13 protein-coding genes are annotated in these 15,290 nt (G+C 64.9%); 8 read left to right on the forward strand and 5 right to left on the reverse strand.

The annotated features are described in order from the left end of the window. Nucleotides 1-263: 263 nt before the first annotated feature. Nucleotides 264-1,286: a zinc-binding alcohol dehydrogenase family protein gene (locus QRM89_RS01930; RefSeq protein ID WP_285447157.1), complete on the reverse strand. Its 1,023-nt coding sequence runs from the start codon at nucleotides 1,284-1,286 to the stop codon at nucleotides 264-266. A gap of 414 nt (nucleotides 1,287-1,700) precedes the next feature. On the opposite strand from QRM89_RS01930, the gene QRM89_RS01935 reads away from it, so the two are divergent. The 3 genes from QRM89_RS01935 to QRM89_RS01945 all read left to right on the forward strand — a co-directional run bounded on the left by QRM89_RS01935 (nucleotide 1,701) and on the right by QRM89_RS01945 (nucleotide 4,375). Beyond that, nucleotides 1,701-2,798 carry an OmpA family protein gene (locus tag QRM89_RS01935; protein WP_103699515.1) on the forward strand — a complete coding sequence of 366 codons (1,098 nt, stop codon included), beginning with the start codon at nucleotides 1,701-1,703 and terminating at the stop codon, nucleotides 2,796-2,798. A gap of 189 nt (nucleotides 2,799-2,987) precedes the next feature. Beyond that, on the forward strand, nucleotides 2,988-3,500 hold the full coding sequence (locus tag QRM89_RS01940) for a hypothetical protein (protein WP_011036150.1): 513 nt from the start codon (nucleotides 2,988-2,990) through the stop codon (nucleotides 3,498-3,500). Nucleotides 3,501-3,517: 17 nt separating this feature from the next. Then, on the forward strand, nucleotides 3,518-4,375 hold the full coding sequence (locus QRM89_RS01945; RefSeq protein WP_285447158.1) for a pseudouridine synthase: 858 nt from the start codon (nucleotides 3,518-3,520) through the stop codon (nucleotides 4,373-4,375). On the opposite strand, the gene QRM89_RS01950 is transcribed toward QRM89_RS01945, so the two are convergent. Both QRM89_RS01950 and kbl read right to left on the reverse strand, forming a co-directional pair. Next, complete coding sequence (locus tag QRM89_RS01950) at nucleotides 4,323-4,718, reverse strand: HNH endonuclease (RefSeq protein WP_285447159.1); 396 nt, start codon at nucleotides 4,716-4,718, stop codon at nucleotides 4,323-4,325. The two genes, QRM89_RS01945 and QRM89_RS01950, sit on opposite strands and share 53 nt — an antisense overlap. Before the next feature lie 2 nt (nucleotides 4,719-4,720). Next, nucleotides 4,721-5,929, reverse strand: coding sequence for a glycine C-acetyltransferase (kbl, locus tag QRM89_RS01955; protein WP_285447160.1), 1,209 nt, complete (start codon nucleotides 5,927-5,929; stop codon nucleotides 4,721-4,723). 172 nt (nucleotides 5,930-6,101) lie between these two features. On the opposite strand from kbl, the gene QRM89_RS01960 reads away from it, so the two are divergent. From QRM89_RS01960 to QRM89_RS01980, 5 genes are all read left to right on the forward strand, one after another. Continuing rightward, on the forward strand, nucleotides 6,102-7,121 hold the full coding sequence (locus tag QRM89_RS01960) for a sulfate ABC transporter substrate-binding protein (RefSeq protein ID WP_285447161.1): 1,020 nt from the start codon (nucleotides 6,102-6,104) through the stop codon (nucleotides 7,119-7,121). Nucleotides 7,122-7,124: 3 nt separating this feature from the next. Continuing rightward, a complete protein-coding gene (gene cysT, locus QRM89_RS01965) occupies nucleotides 7,125-7,985 on the forward strand; it encodes a sulfate ABC transporter permease subunit CysT (RefSeq protein ID WP_042596249.1) in 861 nt (286 codons plus the stop codon). Then, complete coding sequence (gene cysW, locus QRM89_RS01970) at nucleotides 7,982-8,935, forward strand: sulfate ABC transporter permease subunit CysW (protein ID WP_012439097.1); 954 nt, start codon at nucleotides 7,982-7,984, stop codon at nucleotides 8,933-8,935. The genes cysT and cysW overlap by 4 nt, the downstream gene beginning before the upstream one ends. A 7-nt stretch (nucleotides 8,936-8,942) precedes the next feature. Continuing rightward, a complete protein-coding gene (locus QRM89_RS01975) occupies nucleotides 8,943-9,974 on the forward strand; it encodes a sulfate/molybdate ABC transporter ATP-binding protein (RefSeq protein ID WP_011036157.1) in 1,032 nt (343 codons plus the stop codon). A gap of 302 nt (nucleotides 9,975-10,276) precedes the next feature. Further along, nucleotides 10,277-10,993: a TorF family putative porin gene (locus QRM89_RS01980; RefSeq protein ID WP_011036158.1), complete on the forward strand. Its 717-nt coding sequence runs from the start codon at nucleotides 10,277-10,279 to the stop codon at nucleotides 10,991-10,993. Nucleotides 10,994-11,191: 198 nt separating this feature from the next. Here the strand turns inward: QRM89_RS01980 and tdh are convergent, their stop codons facing one another. Then, entirely contained in the window at nucleotides 11,192-12,226 is a 1,035-nt protein-coding gene (tdh, locus tag QRM89_RS01985; protein WP_172666275.1) for an L-threonine 3-dehydrogenase, read from the reverse strand. A gap of 559 nt (nucleotides 12,227-12,785) precedes the next feature. Then, complete coding sequence (locus tag QRM89_RS01990) at nucleotides 12,786-15,200, reverse strand: TonB-dependent receptor (protein ID WP_285447162.1); 2,415 nt, start codon at nucleotides 15,198-15,200, stop codon at nucleotides 12,786-12,788. Nucleotides 15,201-15,290 lie beyond the last annotated feature (90 nt).

A 15,290-nucleotide genomic window follows, 5' to 3' on the forward strand; every position in this document is an offset into this window, starting at 1 on the left:
CGCCTGTACTCGGGGCTGCGACAGATCGAGACACGCCAGCGCATGACCGGCAAAAATTATGTCGCGATACCGGTCTTTTGGCGGGCGGGAGGGCACGCTCATGCCGCAACCCGCAACCCGCAACCCGCAACCCGCAACCCGCAACCCGCAACCCGCAACCCGTAACCCGTAACCCGTAACCCGTAACCCGTAACCCGTAACCATAAGCGCGTAGCTGAGGCTCACATCGCCGCCGCAGCTCCACCCACCAAGCGCAACTGCCATCACCAACCAGCCACCACCAGCTTGCCAATGGTGCTGCCACTTTCCAGGCGGCGATGCGCCTCGCGCAGCGTCTGCGCATTGATCGGCGAAAGTGTCTCGGTGTGGGTGGTGCGCAGCTCACCGGCATCGATCAGGCTGGCCGCGCGATTGAGAATGCGATGCTGCTCGACCATGTCATCCGTGGCATAGCGCGCACGGGTGAACATCAGCTCCCAGTGGATGCCGATGCACTTGGACTTGTACGGGTCGCCGATCGGCAACGGGCCGCGTGGCTCCACGATCAGCCCCACATGCCCCTGCGGCGCCAGGATCTCGCCGAGTTGCGCCCAGTAGCGGTCCGTATCGGCCAGGTTGAGCGCCGCATCCACTTGTTCCAGGCCGATCGCCTGCAACTGCGGGTGCAGTGGCTGGTGGTGGTCGATCACATGCTGCGCGCCCATCTGCCGGACCCATTCAACGGTTTCCGGCCGCGACGCGGTGGCGATGACGGTGAAGCCCGCATGCCGCGCCAACTGGATGGCGATGGATCCCACGCCACCCGCGCCACCGATGATCAACAGGTGTTTGCCACGGTTGCGCGCGCCGTCGAACGCGAACGGCATGCGCTGGAACAGCAGTTCCCACGCAGTGAGCGTGGTCAGCGGCAGCGCGGCGGCCTGCGCAAAGCTCAGCGACGTCGGCTTGCAGCCGGCGATGCGCGCATCCACCAAATGATATTCGGCGTTGCTGCCCTGGCGCCCGCTATCTCCTGCGTAATAGACCTCGTCGCCGACAGCAAACGCGGTGACGTCCGGGCCCGCGGCTTTAACCACGCCAGCGGCGTCGAAGCCAAGTACCTTCGGTGCGGCAAGGGTTTGCGCCTTGGGCGCGCGCAGCTTGGTATCGACCGGATTCACCGACACCGCTTCGACACGTACCAATAAGTCATACCCGGCCGGCGCGGGTGGCTCTGGCAGGTCCATGTCAAGCAGGGACGCGGGGTCGTCGATCGGGAGGTAATGGGTGAGGGCGACGGCTTTCATCGGAGCGCTCCTGGTGGGGAGTTCAGGGTGCGTTGTGAGGGAAGTTCCCCGCAACCACCAACCCCACAATTCAGGTCGGGCGGGCCTTTCCGTTCACCAAGGTGTACTTGGACACGGTCTTCACGCACCTGCTCAAGGCGTTCAACCGACGTATTCAACTGGATAAATTGGGGTGGCGTTCATCTGCACTGCATGTCCGAACTGGGTGCCCGGTCGCACTCCTCATAAAGCTGTATACGTAGGATTAGCAGCGTTTGCGGCGGGCGGCATTTGCTTTCACATGTTATATGACCGTTAACGCGATCTTCACTAAGCCCGGCTTAATCTGCGCCCCGATGGCTCTGGATGTGACGAGCATCTTTTACCAAGAACAACGCCTCTATCGGTTTATCTCCCAAAGAAGGAGCTGTATACATGAACAAGAAAATTCTCACTGCCGCGTTGCTCGGCGGTCTGGCGGTTGCCCAGGCTGCTTCCGCGCAGGAGTTCGATGACCGTTGGTACCTGACCGGTAGCGCTGGCTTCAACTTCCAGGACAGCGATCGTCTGACCAATGATGCTCCGTTCGTCACCCTGGGTCTGGGCAAGTTTGTTAGCCCGAACTGGTCGATCGACGGCGAGCTGAACTATCAGAACCCGAACTTCGATGCCAACCAGGACCAGAACTGGAGCCAGTACGGCATCTCGTTCGACCTGCGTCGCCACTTCATCCAAGAAGGCCGCGGCTGGAACCCCTACCTGCTGTTCGGTCTGGGCTATCAGCGTTCGGAAGAAGAGTTCGACGCCACCCCGAACCCGGTTTCGCCGGGCCAGCAGAAGGACGGCAACTTTGCCGCCAAGGCTGGTGTGGGTCTGCAGACCACCTTCGACAAGCGCGTTGCCGTGCGTGCCGAACTGGCCTACCGCGCCGACTTCAATGACCAGAGCGTTGCTGCTCCGCAGGAAGACTGGTTCGGCGACGTGCTGGCTTCGGTCGGCGTCGTGATCCCGCTGGGACCTGCTCCGTCGACGGCTCCGCCGCCGGCTCCGGCTCCGGTTGCTCCGAGCTGCGCCGATCTGGATGACGACGGTGACGGCGTCAACAACTGCGACGACAAGTGCCCGACCTCCCAGCCTGGCCAGACCATCGGTCCGGACGGCTGCCCGGTGCCTGTGTCGATCGACCTGAAGGGCGTCAACTTCGACTTCAACAAGTCGACCCTGCGTCCGGATGCTGTGTCGATCCTGAGCGAAGCGACCGAGATCCTGAAGCGTTACCCCGACCTGAAGGTCGAGGTTGCCGGTCACACCGACTCGAAGGGCACCGACGAGTACAACCAGAAGCTGTCCGAGCGTCGTGCGACGACCGTGTATGACTACCTGACCAAGAACGGCGTTGATGCGTCGCGCCTGGTTGGCCCGATCGGCTACGGCGAGAGCCGTCCGATTGCTCCGAACGCCAACCCGGATGGTTCCGACAATCCGGAAGGCCGTGCGAAGAACCGTCGTACCGAGCTGAACGTCCAGAACTAATTGGACCGCTAGCTGCTTCATACAAAACCCGGCCTTGTGCCGGGTTTTGTCTTTGTGGGGCTGGCAATCGCGCCGCCCTGCGGCGCAAATCCTGTCTGTGTTGCGATCCAGGCACGGTTCCGGTTGAAACGGCGTTCATCGCTGCCTACACTCGCCGCGTCGACATACCACCCATTGGAAGAATTCACGATGCTGCGTACCGCTACGGCAGGACTGTTCTGTCTCGCTTTGATTCCCGCCGCCTACGCCGCTCCGAACTGCACTGGCAGCACGGTGTCCCAGCCACTGCCGCTGCCTGCCACCGTGATCGCTCCGGCGGCCGCCGAGTTCTACACCCGCAGCGTGCAGCTGGGCATGCCCACCGGCGTGCTGGCACAGCCCTACACCAGCGAGCAGTCGGTGGACCGCGTGTTGCTGCGTCTGCGCGTGGAAGGCTGCCAGGACCTGGCCAAGGCCATGCCGGCGGGCGGCACCGTCAATCCAAACGATCCGGCGGCCTACAAGGCCACCACCGCGTTCGATAACACCCCGTGGCGCTTCGACATGAGCCAGAACGGCAAGCGCATGACGGCCGAAGAGTTCGACGCCTGGATGAAGGCGCGCGGCGTGCGCGTGGTCAAGGCGCGTCCGGTTGCCGGCGCAGCGCCTGCGGCAGCGACGCCGGCCCCGGCGGCCGACGCCAAGCCGGTCGAGAACAAGTAAGCCCCGGAGCGGACGCGATGCCCCGGCGACCTGCGTCGGCAGCATCCCGGCAACGCCGTGCTGGCAAGGCGCCAGCTGGCGCGCGCGCTGGTGCAGGCACCGCTACGCCCACGCCTCGGCATGGTCTGGCGCGGGTGCTGTCCAAGCTGGGCGTGTGTTCGCGGACCGAGGCTGCGCGCTGGGTCGCCGATGGGCGGGTCAGCGTGGCGGGCCGAGCGGTGCGCGATCCGGAGTTCCCGCTGCGCGCCGATCAACACGACGGCATTGCCATCGATGGCCAGCCCCTGGCCGGACCGGCGCGGCTGTACCTAATGCTCAACAAGCCGCGTGGCGTGGTCACCACGGTGCGCGACGAGCAGGGCAGGGACACCGTCTACCGCTGCTTCGACGGCGCCGGCCTGCCATGGCTGGCACCGGTGGGGCGGTTGGACAAGGCCAGCGAGGGGCTGCTGCTTTTCAGCAACGACCCGCAATGGGCCGCCGCCGTGACCGACCCGGCGACCGGCCCGGACAAGACCTATCACGTCCAGGTGGATTGCCGCCCGGATGCGCTGCAGCTGGCGCGCATGCACGACGGCGTGGCCGATACCGACCCCGAGAGCGATGGCAGCCTGCTGCGCGCCAAGCAGGTGCGTGTGCTGCGCGAAGGTGAGCGCAACGCCTGGCTGGAAATCGTGCTGGATGAAGGCCGCAACCGGCAGATCCGTCGTTTGCTCGCAGCACTGGATATCGGTGTCTTGCGCCTGGTGCGCGTGGCGATCGGCCCGCTGGCGATGGGCGAGCTGGGCAAGGGCAACTGGCGTCTGCTCAGTGCCGCCGAAGTCAGGGCGTTGGTGCCAGCGGCACAGGCCGCCAGCGCACCAGCCGCGCGTTGAGCAAGGCCGTCACCACCTCAACGGCCCGTGCGTCGCCTGCGCCGTTGGCATCGTGCCGGCGGCCCTTGGCGTGATTGCAGCTGGCGCAGGCCAGGGCCAGGTTGCGTGCGTCGTTGGGGTCGTCTCCCACCTGGGCACACAGCGGCGCTGCCGCGCGGCGGCCAAACCAGGCCTGCGGCACCACGTGTTCCAGCGTGGTGTGCCCGAGCGGTTCGCCATCGGCGCGCACCGACAGGCGCCGCCGGCAGTGCAGGCAGCGGGTTTCCCAACTGCCTGCGTGCAACTGAGCCTGCGCATCGGTCTGCGCAGCCAGCAGCAGGCGCTGGCGCAGCACCGTGCGCATGCTCAGCCGCCGATGACCTTGAGCTCGTGACCGATTCGGGTGAAGGCGTCGATCGTCTGATCCAGTTGCTCGCGGGTGTGCGCGGCGCTGATCTGGGTGCGGATGCGCGCCTGCCCCTTGGGCACCACCGGAAAGAAGAAGCCGATCGCGTAGATGCCTTCTTCGAGCAGGCGCTCGGCAAAGCGCTGCGCCAGCGGTGCGTCGTACAGCATGACCGGGCTGATCGGATGCACGCCGGGCTTCACGTCGAAGCCGGCAGCGGTCATGCGCTCGCGGAAGTAGCGGGTGTTTTCCGCCAGCTGCGTGCGCAGCTCGCCGGCCGCGTCCAGCATCTCGAAGGCCTTGATGCCGGCAGCCACCACGTGCGGCGGCAGCGAGTTGGAGAACAGGTACGGCCGCGAGCGCTGGCGCAGCAGTTCGATGACTTCGCGCTTGGCGGTGGTGAAGCCGCCCAACGCGCCGCCCATTGCCTTGCCCAGCGTGCCGGTGAAGATATCGATCTGGTCCATCACGCCCTTGACCTCGGCCGAACCGCGCCCGGTCGCGCCCAGAAAGCCGGTGGCGTGGCATTCGTCGATGTGCACCAGCGCGTTGTACCTGCGGGCGAGGGCGGTGATCTCGTCCAGCGGGGCGATGAAGCCGTCCATCGAGAATACGCCGTCGCTGGTGATCAGCTTGGTCTTGCAACCGGCGGCATCGGCGGCCTGCAGCTGCGCTTCCAGGTCGGCCATGTCGCAGTTGGCGTAGCGGAAGCGCTTGGCCTTGCACAGGCGTACGCCGTCGATGATCGAGGCGTGGTTGAGCGCGTCGGAGATGATGGCGTCGTGCTCGCCGAGCAACGGTTCGAACAGGCCGCCGTTGGCATCGAAGCAGGCGGCGTAGAGAATGGTGTCTTCGGTGCCGAAGAAGTCGGCGATGGTGCGCTCGAGTTGCTTATGCAAATCCTGGGTGCCGCAGATGAAGCGCACCGAGGCCATGCCGAAGCCGTGGGTGTCCAGCGCGTCCTTGGCCGCCTGGATGATGTCCGGATGGTCGGCCAGGCCAAGATAGTTGTTGGCGCAGAAGTTCAGCACGCGGCGGCCGTCGGCCAGCGTGATCTGTGCCGACTGCGGGCCGGTGATGATGCGCTCGGACTTGAACAGCCCCTGGGACTGGATTGATTCCAGTTCGGCGGCGTAATGGGCGGTCAGCGCGGCGGGAGCGTTGGTCATGGCGATCGCAGTGGCAGGAAGAGGCGCAATTTTAACGATCACGGTGGCATACCACTACGTCATGCAAAATTGGCATAAGCGCCGGCGTGGATGTCATTTCACCGGCCGCGTGCCGCTGCGCAGCATGGCATGCTTGCTGTTCAGGCTGCGCCCCATCGGCCAGGAGATCGTTGTGACCCATTCCCGCTTCCGCCTTATTGCTGCGGTGTTCGGCACGCTGCTGGCCCTGGCCGGCCCGGCTGCCGCCCGTGAGATCAATCTGCTCAACGTCAGTTACGACCCCACCCGCGAGTTCTATCGCGAGTACAACACGGCCTTTGCTGCGCAATGGAAGCAGCAGCATCCGCAAGACACCGTCAGTGTGGAGACCTCGCACGGTGGCAGCGGCAAGCAGGCGCGCGCGGTGATCGACGGCATCGAGGCCGACGTGGTCACGCTGGCGCTGGCCTACGACGTTGATGCGATCGCGCAGAAGGCCAAGCTGATCGACACCGCGTGGGAAAAGCGCCTGCCCGACAACAGTGCGCCGTACACCTCGACCATCGTGTTTCTGGTACGCAAGGGCAACCCGAAGAACATCAAGGACTGGCCGGACCTGCTGCGCTCCGGCGTGTCGGTGGTGACGCCCAACCCCAAGACCTCCGGCGGTGCACGCTGGAACTATCTGGCGGCCTGGGCCTACGCGGACCACATCTTCAAGGGCGACCGCGAGCGCACCCTGCGCTATATGCGCGCGCTGTTCCGCAACGTGCCGGTATTGGATACAGGCGCACGCGGCGCCACCACCACCTTTGCCCAGCGCGGCATTGGCGATGTGCTGCTGGCCTGGGAGAACGAGGCCCTGCTGGCCAGCCAGGAACTGGGCAAGGACAAGTTCGAGATCGTGGTGCCGAGGCTGTCGATCCTGGCCGAGCCTTCGGTGGCGCTGGTGGACAAGAACGTCGACAAGCATGGCACCCGCGATGTGGCCGAAGCCTATCTGCGGTTTCTGTATGCACCGGAAGGCCAGAAGCTGGCCGCCAAGCACTTCTACCGCCCGCGCCATCCGGAGTTTGCCGACCGCAACGACCTGGCGCGGTTCCCGGACATCAAGCTGGTGACCATCCAGGAGGCATTCGGCTCCTGGGACAAGGCGCAGCAGGAACATTTCGCCGACGGTGGGTTGTTCGACCAGATCCAGGCCAGCAAGTAGGCGATGCAGATGTCGGTTGCACCCCCTCCGGCGCGGGCATCGCGCAGACGCGTGATGCCTGGTCTTGGACTGAGCCTGGGCATCACCCTGACCTGGCTGGGGCTGATCGTGTTGATTCCGTTGCTGGGTGTCTTCATCAAGACCAGCGGGCTGGGCTGGGATGGCCTGTGGCGGGTCTGGAGCGAGCCGCGCGTGCTGTCGGCGCTGCGGGTGAGCTTCGGCACGGCGTTCGCGGCCGGTGCGTTCAACGCGGTGATGGGCACCTGGGTGGCCTGGGTGTTCGTGCGCTACCGCTTTCCCGGCAAGCGCCTGTTCGATGCGGTGATCGACCTGCCGTTCGCTTTGCCAACGGCGGTGGCCGGTATCGCGCTGACGGCGCTGTATGGGGGTAATGGCTGGGTGGGCCGCTGGCTGGAAGCGATTGGCATCAAGGTGGCCTATACGCAGCTCGGCATCGTGATTGCGCTGGTGTTCGTGGGCCTGCCGTTCGTGGTGCGGGTAGTGCAGCCGGTGCTGGCCGAGAGCGAGCGCGAAATCGAGGAAGCCGCGGCCACGCTGGGCGCCTCGCGCTGGCAGTCGGTCTGGCGGGTGGTGTTGCCGGCACTGTGGCCGGCGGTGCTGACCGGCTTTGCGCTGGCGTTTGCGCGCGGTGTGGGCGAATACGGCTCGGTGATCTTCATCGCCGGCAACCTGCCCAACGCGACCGAGATCGCGCCGCTGCTGATCACCATTCGCCTGGAGGAGTTCGACTACGCCGGCGCCACTGCGATTGCCGCGGCGATGCTGCTGCTGTCGTTCGTGATCCTGCTGGTGGTCAATACACTGCAGGCACGCCTGCTGCGCTATCAACGGAGCAGCGCATGACCGACGCCGTTTCGCCGCTGCCCACCATGCTGCAGAGCACTGCCACTGCCCGACAGGCACGCCGCATCACCGAGTCGGCCACCAGCGAGCCGCGCTGGGTGCAGTGGCTGATGATTCTGGGTGCCCTGGGCTTCCTGCTGGCCTTTTTGTTGTTGCCGCTGGTGCTGGTGTTCGCCGAGGCGCTGCGTGGTGGGTGGGCGACATTTCTGCACGCGCTGGTCGATCCGGATGCGCTGTCGGCGATCAAGCTGACCTTGCTGGTCACCGCGGTGGTATTGCCGCTGAACCTGGTGTTCGGCGTGGCCGCCGCATGGGCGGTGAGCAAGCACCAGTTCCCGGGCAAACGCCTGCTGATCAGCCTGATCGACCTGCCGTTCTCGGTATCGCCGGTGGTGGCGGGCTTGATCTTCGTGTTGATCTTCGGCCGCAACGGTTGGGCCTGGCCATTGATCGATGAAGGCTGGCGGGTGGAATTGCCGGCACTGGGCGTGGTGCTGATCCAGCTGCCGCGCATTGTGTTTGCGCTGCCGGGCATCGTGCTGGCGACAACCTTCGTGACCTTTCCGTTCATCGCGCGCGAGCTGATGCCGCTGATGGAGCAGCAGGGCAGCGATGAGGAACTGGCGGCACTGAGCCTAGGCGCCAACGGCTGGCAAATGTTCTGGCGCGTGACCGTGCCCAATATCCGCTGGGGCCTGTTGTACGGCGTGCTGCTGTGCGCGGCGCGGGCGATGGGCGAATTCGGCGCGGTGTCGGTGGTGTCCGGGCATATCCGTGGGCGCACCAATACGCTGCCGCTGCACGTGGAAATTCTCTACAACGAATACGCCTACAGCGCTGCGTTTGCATGCGCCTCGCTGCTGGCATTGACCGCGCTGCTGACCCTGGCGGTGAAGACATATCTGGAATGGCGGCATGGCGATGCGCTCGCCGCCAACCACCGCCACTGAGGTGACCATGGGCATCCGTATCAGCCATCTGCGCAAGCAGTTCGCGAGCTTCACCGCACTGGACGACATCACCCTGGACGTGCGCCAAGGCGAGTTGCTGGCGCTGCTGGGGCCGTCCGGCTCGGGCAAGACCACGTTGTTACGCATCATGGCCGGGCTGGAGCATGCCGACGGTGGGCAGGTGCTGTTCGGCGACGAAGACGCCACCCGCATGAGCGTGCAGTCGCGGCGGGTGGGTTTCGTGTTTCAGCATTACGCCCTGTTCAAGCACATGGATGTGTTCGAGAACATCGCGTTCGGGCTGCGCGTGCGGCGCGGCAAGGAGCGCTGGGCCGAAGCGCGCATCCGCGCACGCGTGGAAGAGCTACTGGCGCTGGTGCAGTTGCAGGGCCTGGAGCAGCGTTACCCGACCCAGCTGTCTGGTGGGCAGCGTCAGCGCGTGGCGCTGGCGCGCGCGCTGGCGATCGAGCCGCGCGTGCTGCTGCTGGACGAGCCCTTTGGTGCCCTGGATGCGCAGGTACGCCGCGACCTGCGCCGCTGGCTGCGCGAGTTGCACGAGCAAACCGGCCTGACCACGGTGTTCGTGACCCACGATCAGGAAGAAGCGCTGGAGCTGGCCGACCGCGTGGCCATCCTCAACCGTGGCAGGATCGAACAACTCGATACGCCGGCGCGCGTCTACGACACGCCGGCGTCGCCGTTCGTGTACTCGTTCGTCGGTGCGGTGAACCGGATTCCGGGCGTGCTTGCGCACGGCCAGATCCAGGTGGCCGGTCATGCGCTGCCGTCGGCCAACCCCGCACTGGCTGCGGGCCCGGTGGAGGTCTACGTGCGCCCCGAGGATCTGGTGCCGGACGCCGATGGCTGGCCGGCCACCGTGGCCTGGGCACAACGCAGCGGCGCCCGCCTGCGGGTGCGCGCCATCCTGGACGCGGCGGGCAATGAAGTGGAAGTGGAACTGCCGGCGTCGGCCGGCACCATCACGGCAGGCCAGCAACTGCGGCTGGCTGCGCGGCATTACGGGGTGTTTCCGGCCTAATGCACCGCCGGTTGGCGCTGAGCTGTTGAGTTCGAATGCGTGAGTGATTAGCGGTGAGCGCGGTTGTCAGTTCACGTTGTTCGCGTGGGTTGTGACGCGTCGTCATCCTGCAGTGCGCGCATCAAGATTGTGCGTCGGCGGTCGATGAAAGGGAGGCTGAGTCGCACGGCCTGCCGCCGAAGGATGTGCGCCAGGTCAAGCGAGCGCGACATTTATGTTGCGCTGCAATGGCAGTTGGACTAATAAGTCTGTGCAGTCTCGCTTCATGCAATCCGACCGCCCACCGCTCCAGGAGATGCCCGATGAAGCCATCCTCGCTTGCTTGTTGCCTGTCGCTGTTGCTCCTGGGTGCCGCGCCGTTGGCACAGGCACAGGACGAAGACGCACCCGCCTCACCGTTCACCGGCACCTTCGCGGTGACCAGCGATTACCTGTTCCGCGGCATTTCGCAGACCAACGAAGAGGCTGCGTTTCAGGCCGGGCTGACCTACAAGACACCGTTCGGCCTGTACATCGGCACCTGGACTTCCAACGTCGATTACGGCGCGGGCGATCCGGATTGGGAAGTGGATGGTTTTGTCGGCTACAACAAGGACCTTGGGGCCAACTGGAATGTCGATGTCATGGTCAACCGTTACCAGTATCTGGGAGCGGGCGCGTCGAATTACGCCGAACTGATCACCAAGACCACGTTCCTGAAAACCTATAGCGTCACGGTTGCCTATACCAACGATCTGTACGGCACCAAGACCGATGGCTACTACTACGCGCTGGACGCCAACTGGACGCTGCCGTACGACTTCACGTTCGGCGCGCACGCAGGCCACAGCATCTATACCTCTTCGCTCAGCCAGGTGGACCACGACTACAATGATTTCGGGGTGAACGTGGGCAAGGCGTTCGGCCCGCTTGGCTTGAGCGTGGGGTATTACGACACCAGCGAAGCGGCGGAGTTCGGATTTGGCCGGCAGAATTCGCAGAACCATCTGGTCGCCACGGCGACGGTGACCTGGCCGTAAGCGAGGCGCTGCGCACAGGGCATTTGCCGGAACATTGGAGCGCGCTGCGGGTATGAGGGCGGGATAGGGCAATCAGTTATTGGTGCAGCAGGCAGCGAAGCGACAGCGCCGGTGATGCGTGTCGAGATAATCACTGGGGCTGACATGCAAAAGGCGCCTTCCGGCGCCTTTTGCGTTGCACAGCGGTGGAGCGGTTACTCAGTTCCAGCTCAACACGACCTTGCCGGCCTTGCCTTCTTCCATCAGGTCGAACCCCTTCTGGAACTCGTCGATCGACAACTGGTGGGTCAGCACTTTCTGCAGCGGAAAACCCGATAGCACCAACTGGGTCATCTTGTACCAGGTCTCGTACATCTTGCGGCCGTAGATGCCCTGCACGGTGAGGCCCTTGAAGATGATCTTGTCCCAATCGCAACCAGCGCCGCGCGGCATGATGCCGAGCATCGCGATCTTGCCGCCGTGGTACATGCAATCGAGCATGTCGTTGAACGCGCGTGGGTTGCCGCTCATTTCAAGGCCCACGTCAAAGCCTTCCATGTGCAGGTCGGCCATGACGTCCTTGAGCGAGGTCTTGGACACGTTGACCACGCGCGTGGCGCCCATGTCGGCGGCCAGCTTGAGGCGGAAGTCGTTGACGTCGGTGACCACCACATTGCGCGCACCGATGTGCTTGCAGATGCCGGCGGCAATGATGCCGATCGGGCCGGCGCCGGTGATCAGGACGTCTTCGCCGATGACATCGAATTCCAGCGCGCAATGCGCGGCGTTGCCGTAGGGGTCGAAGAAGGCGGCCAGCTCGGAGGGGATCTGGTCGGGGATCGGCCACAGGTTGCTGGCCGGCATCACCATGTATTCGGCGAAGGCGCCGTTGACGTTGACGCCGATGCCCACCGTGTTGGGGCACAGATGCGGGCGGCCGCCACGGCAGTTGCGGCAATGCCCGCACACGATGTGGCCTTCGGCCGACACGCGCTGGCCGACCTGGTAGCCGGTCACCGCCGAACCGAGCTCGGCCACGCGGCCGACGAACTCGTGGCCGATGGTCAGGCCCGGCGTAATGGTGCGTTGGCTCCATTCATCCCATAGGTAGATATGCAGATCGGTGCCGCAGATGGCGGTCTTTTCCAGCTTGATCAGGACCTCATTCGGGCCCGGGGTGGGCACGGGGACCTGTTCCAGCCAGATGCCCTTGCTCGCTTCGCGCTTGACCAGCGCCTTCATCGTCTGCGCCATCTGGCGGGACCTGCTCAGTGAAAGATAAGCCGGCAATTATATGCGGCTGGGCGTCGGCGCCATGCGGCGGTGCACGATTGCGGTGGAACTCGGCTTGGCTTGGCAGGTGACGGGGTGGAGCGGGAGGCGCGCCAAGCGAATGGCGTTGAGCGCGTTGCGGTCGATCATGTGGCGGAATGGGCCATGCCCGTGCCTGATGGAGAGATAGGCGGGCGTGCGAGGTAGACGCATGTCAGCCTCGCGGATCCGCCGTAGCGGACTGATGCTTGCGATCGACTGGCGGAGCGGTGGATTAGCCCGCCACGAGCTTGCCCCCGAAGAAAAGTGTCTGGCAGGAACGGATGACGCAACGTGCGGCGCTTGATGGTCGTGCCATCCAGCGCCGCTGCCGGTGTCCGCTCTGGCCGGCCCCTCTCCCGACGGCGAGGGGCTTGGGTCGAGAATCTGCTGGCGCCCGAGAAGGCGCCACTACGGTGGACTCCTCAATGCGCTGGCGTTGCACCGCATTTCACTCGCGGAGGCAACGCGCATCCAACACCGCACTGTTCATTCGCCAGCGTCAGAACTTCACATCCAGGCTCAGGAAGGTCTGCCGCGGCGCGCCCACCACCATGGTCTGGTTGTAGCCATTCGGATCGGAGGCGACATAGCCATTGGTGCCGGTGCTGGCGAAGTAGCGCTTGTCGGTGAGGTTGGTGATGTTCAAGGCCAGCGCGACATCGGCTACGCCGCCGAGGCGGCCGAAGTCATAGCGCGCGCCGGCATTGAACAGCCAGTACGAGGGCACCTGCGAATCGTTGAGGAAGGTGATGTAGCGCTTGTCGACATACTTGCCGTCCAGATCCAGGCGCAGGTTGCCAATCTGGTAGCTCGCGCTGGAAGAGAACATCAACGCCGGAATGCCGACCACGTCCTTGCCCGCGGTGGCGACCACGCCGTTGTTGAGGTAATCGTCCTGGTAGCGCGAGCGATTCCACGACAGCGAGTTCAACCAGCTCAGGCCCTCGATCGGGCGCCACATCAACGCCAGGTCGGCGCCGGCGCTGTGCACCGCGCCGACGTTGCTCAGGATCGATGCGCAGGTCTGCACCGCCGTACACGGCGAGGTGGTCAGCAGGCGGTTGGAGAACTTGGTGAAGTAGGCGTCGGCCGAGAGCTGGAATTGCGCGTCCTGCACGCGGTAGCCCACCTGCACCGTCTGCGACTCTTCCGGCTCCAGCGTGGAGCGGCTGCGGTCGAACGCGGCCTGCGAGGTGGCGAACGGCGTAAAGCCGAACGCGGCGATGTTCTTGCTGTAGGAGGCGTAGATGTCCTGGCGTTCGTCGAGTTTGTAGTTCACGCCGACTTGCGGCAGGAAGTTGTCTTCGGCACGGATGCGGCCTTGCGCCAGCGCGGTGGTCGGCACCAGCGATTGCGCGCGCGTGGTGGTGCTGAGCGCCTTTGCGCCGTAGTTCACCGTCAGGCGGTCATCGAGCAGGCGCACGGTGTCCTGCAGGTACAGCATGCGGGTTTGGGTGGTGTAGCGCTGCTGGAAATCGCGGCGGAATGGAGTCTGCGCTTCGTACACGTTGTAGAGCGAGGTGTAGCCCTCGTTGCCCAGCGCGAAGTAATTGCGCCCTTGCGTGGTGCGTGCATTCTCGGCCCACACGCCGGCTTCCAGATCGTGATTGCCCCACGACCACTTCAATGCGCTGGTGCCGCCGAAACGGTCCAGGCCATAGTCGGTGGTGCGCATCGAGACCGGGATCTGCGCCGAGGTGACGACATACGGCGTCACCCACTGCCCCTCGCCACGATTGGCGTGGTAGTAGCCGGCGGCATCCAGGGTTGCAACGCCGAACACGAACGTGCCCGACAGGCCGGCAAGATTGTCGCGGCGCAGGCCGCCACCGGCGTAGTAGCTGGCATCGAGCCAGCTGTAGTCGTCCGGCAATCCGGCCAGCGATTGCGGATAGCCGTTGGCCACGCCGCTGGTGGCACCGGTGGTCTGGTAGGCGCGCGCCATCTGCACCGCGGTGGCCCAATCCGGTTGCAGGTAGTCGTAGTCCCAACCCAGCGCGCGCTGGCTGGTCAACGACAGGTCCATGTAGTCGTATTCCTTGCGCCGCGAGGTATCCAGAAACAGGCTCAGGCGATTGCCATCGCCCCACTGGTAGACAGTCTTGAGGTTGGCCTGCTCGGACTGCTGATCGCCGAAGCCCTTCCACTTGTCGGTGCTGGCATTGGCGTAGGACAGATACGCCGACAGGCCATTGCGATCGCCGGTATCGGCGCGAACAAAGGTGCGTCGCGTTGCATCGCTGCCCACCGTCTGCACCAGCCGCGCGCCGGGCGTGGTCTGTGGGTCGGCGGAATAGAACTGCATGGTGCCGCCCAGATTGGTGTTGGACGCAGTGCCGAGTGCGCCGGCGCCTTGTGCGATCTCTACCGAACCGAGGTTTTCGGAAATGATGGCACGGGTGATGTGCAGGCCGTTGGTGACGCCGTAGCTCATGTTGCCCAGCGGAATGCCGTCGAGCGTGTAGCCCAGGCGGCTCTGGTCGAAGCCATGCAAGGTGACCTGCGTGGACCACTCATAGGTGCCGAAGGGATCGGCGGACTGGAACTGCACGCCGGGCAGCTTTTCCACCGCCTTGAAGGCGCTGCTACCCGGTGTCAGCTGCTCGATGTCCTGCCGGCTGATGCGTTGCACCTGCCGCGTGCTGCCTTGCGAGACCACGTTGATCGCATCCAGCTGGGTCGCGTTGCCAGCCGCATCGGCGGGCGTTACCGGCGCGTCCGCCGCGCTGGCGGGGATGGGGTCGGCGGCGTGTGCGATGACGGGAAGCAGCGCGGCGAGGGCGAGCGCCAGTGGCGTGACATGGAAACGACGGGCGGAAGTCATGGGGGAATCCTGTTCGAGCACGGCTGAGGGCGGACGCACGGTGCAAGACCGGCGTTTCGCGACGCAGGGTGTCAACGGCTCATGAAACATTGATGACGGTGGCTGTCGCAAAACTGTCGCGTGCGGGGGCTATACGTGTGCACTGGCGTCGCGCGCCGCTGCGGCACGCCGTCTTTTTCA

The organism is Xanthomonas sp. LMC-A-07, from assembly GCF_030208825.1.
Lineage (GTDB): Bacteria > Pseudomonadota > Gammaproteobacteria > Xanthomonadales > Xanthomonadaceae > Xanthomonas > Xanthomonas campestris.

Coding starts and splice junctions, on each gene's coding strand:
- QRM89_RS01940 (WP_011036150.1), top strand. CDS start 2,988: ATGCTGCGTACCGCTACGGCAGGACTGTTCTGTCTCGCTTTGATTCCC.
- QRM89_RS01980 (WP_011036158.1), top strand. CDS start 10,277: ATGAAGCCATCCTCGCTTGCTTGTTGCCTGTCGCTGTTGCTCCTGGGT.
- QRM89_RS01950 (WP_285447159.1), bottom strand. CDS start 4,718: ATGCGCACGGTGCTGCGCCAGCGCCTGCTGCTGGCTGCGCAGACCGAT.
- QRM89_RS01930 (WP_285447157.1), bottom strand. CDS start 1,286: ATGAAAGCCGTCGCCCTCACCCATTACCTCCCGATCGACGACCCCGCG.
- cysT (WP_042596249.1), top strand. CDS start 7,125: ATGCAGATGTCGGTTGCACCCCCTCCGGCGCGGGCATCGCGCAGACGC.
- QRM89_RS01990 (WP_285447162.1), bottom strand. CDS start 15,200: ATGTTTCATGAGCCGTTGACACCCTGCGTCGCGAAACGCCGGTCTTGC.
- tdh (WP_172666275.1), bottom strand. CDS start 12,226: ATGGCGCAGACGATGAAGGCGCTGGTCAAGCGCGAAGCGAGCAAGGGC.
- QRM89_RS01975 (WP_011036157.1), top strand. CDS start 8,943: ATGGGCATCCGTATCAGCCATCTGCGCAAGCAGTTCGCGAGCTTCACC.
- QRM89_RS01935 (WP_103699515.1), top strand. CDS start 1,701: ATGAACAAGAAAATTCTCACTGCCGCGTTGCTCGGCGGTCTGGCGGTT.
- kbl (WP_285447160.1), bottom strand. CDS start 5,929: ATGACCAACGCTCCCGCCGCGCTGACCGCCCATTACGCCGCCGAACTG.
- cysW (WP_012439097.1), top strand. CDS start 7,982: ATGACCGACGCCGTTTCGCCGCTGCCCACCATGCTGCAGAGCACTGCC.
- QRM89_RS01945 (WP_285447158.1), top strand. CDS start 3,518: ATGCCCCGGCGACCTGCGTCGGCAGCATCCCGGCAACGCCGTGCTGGC.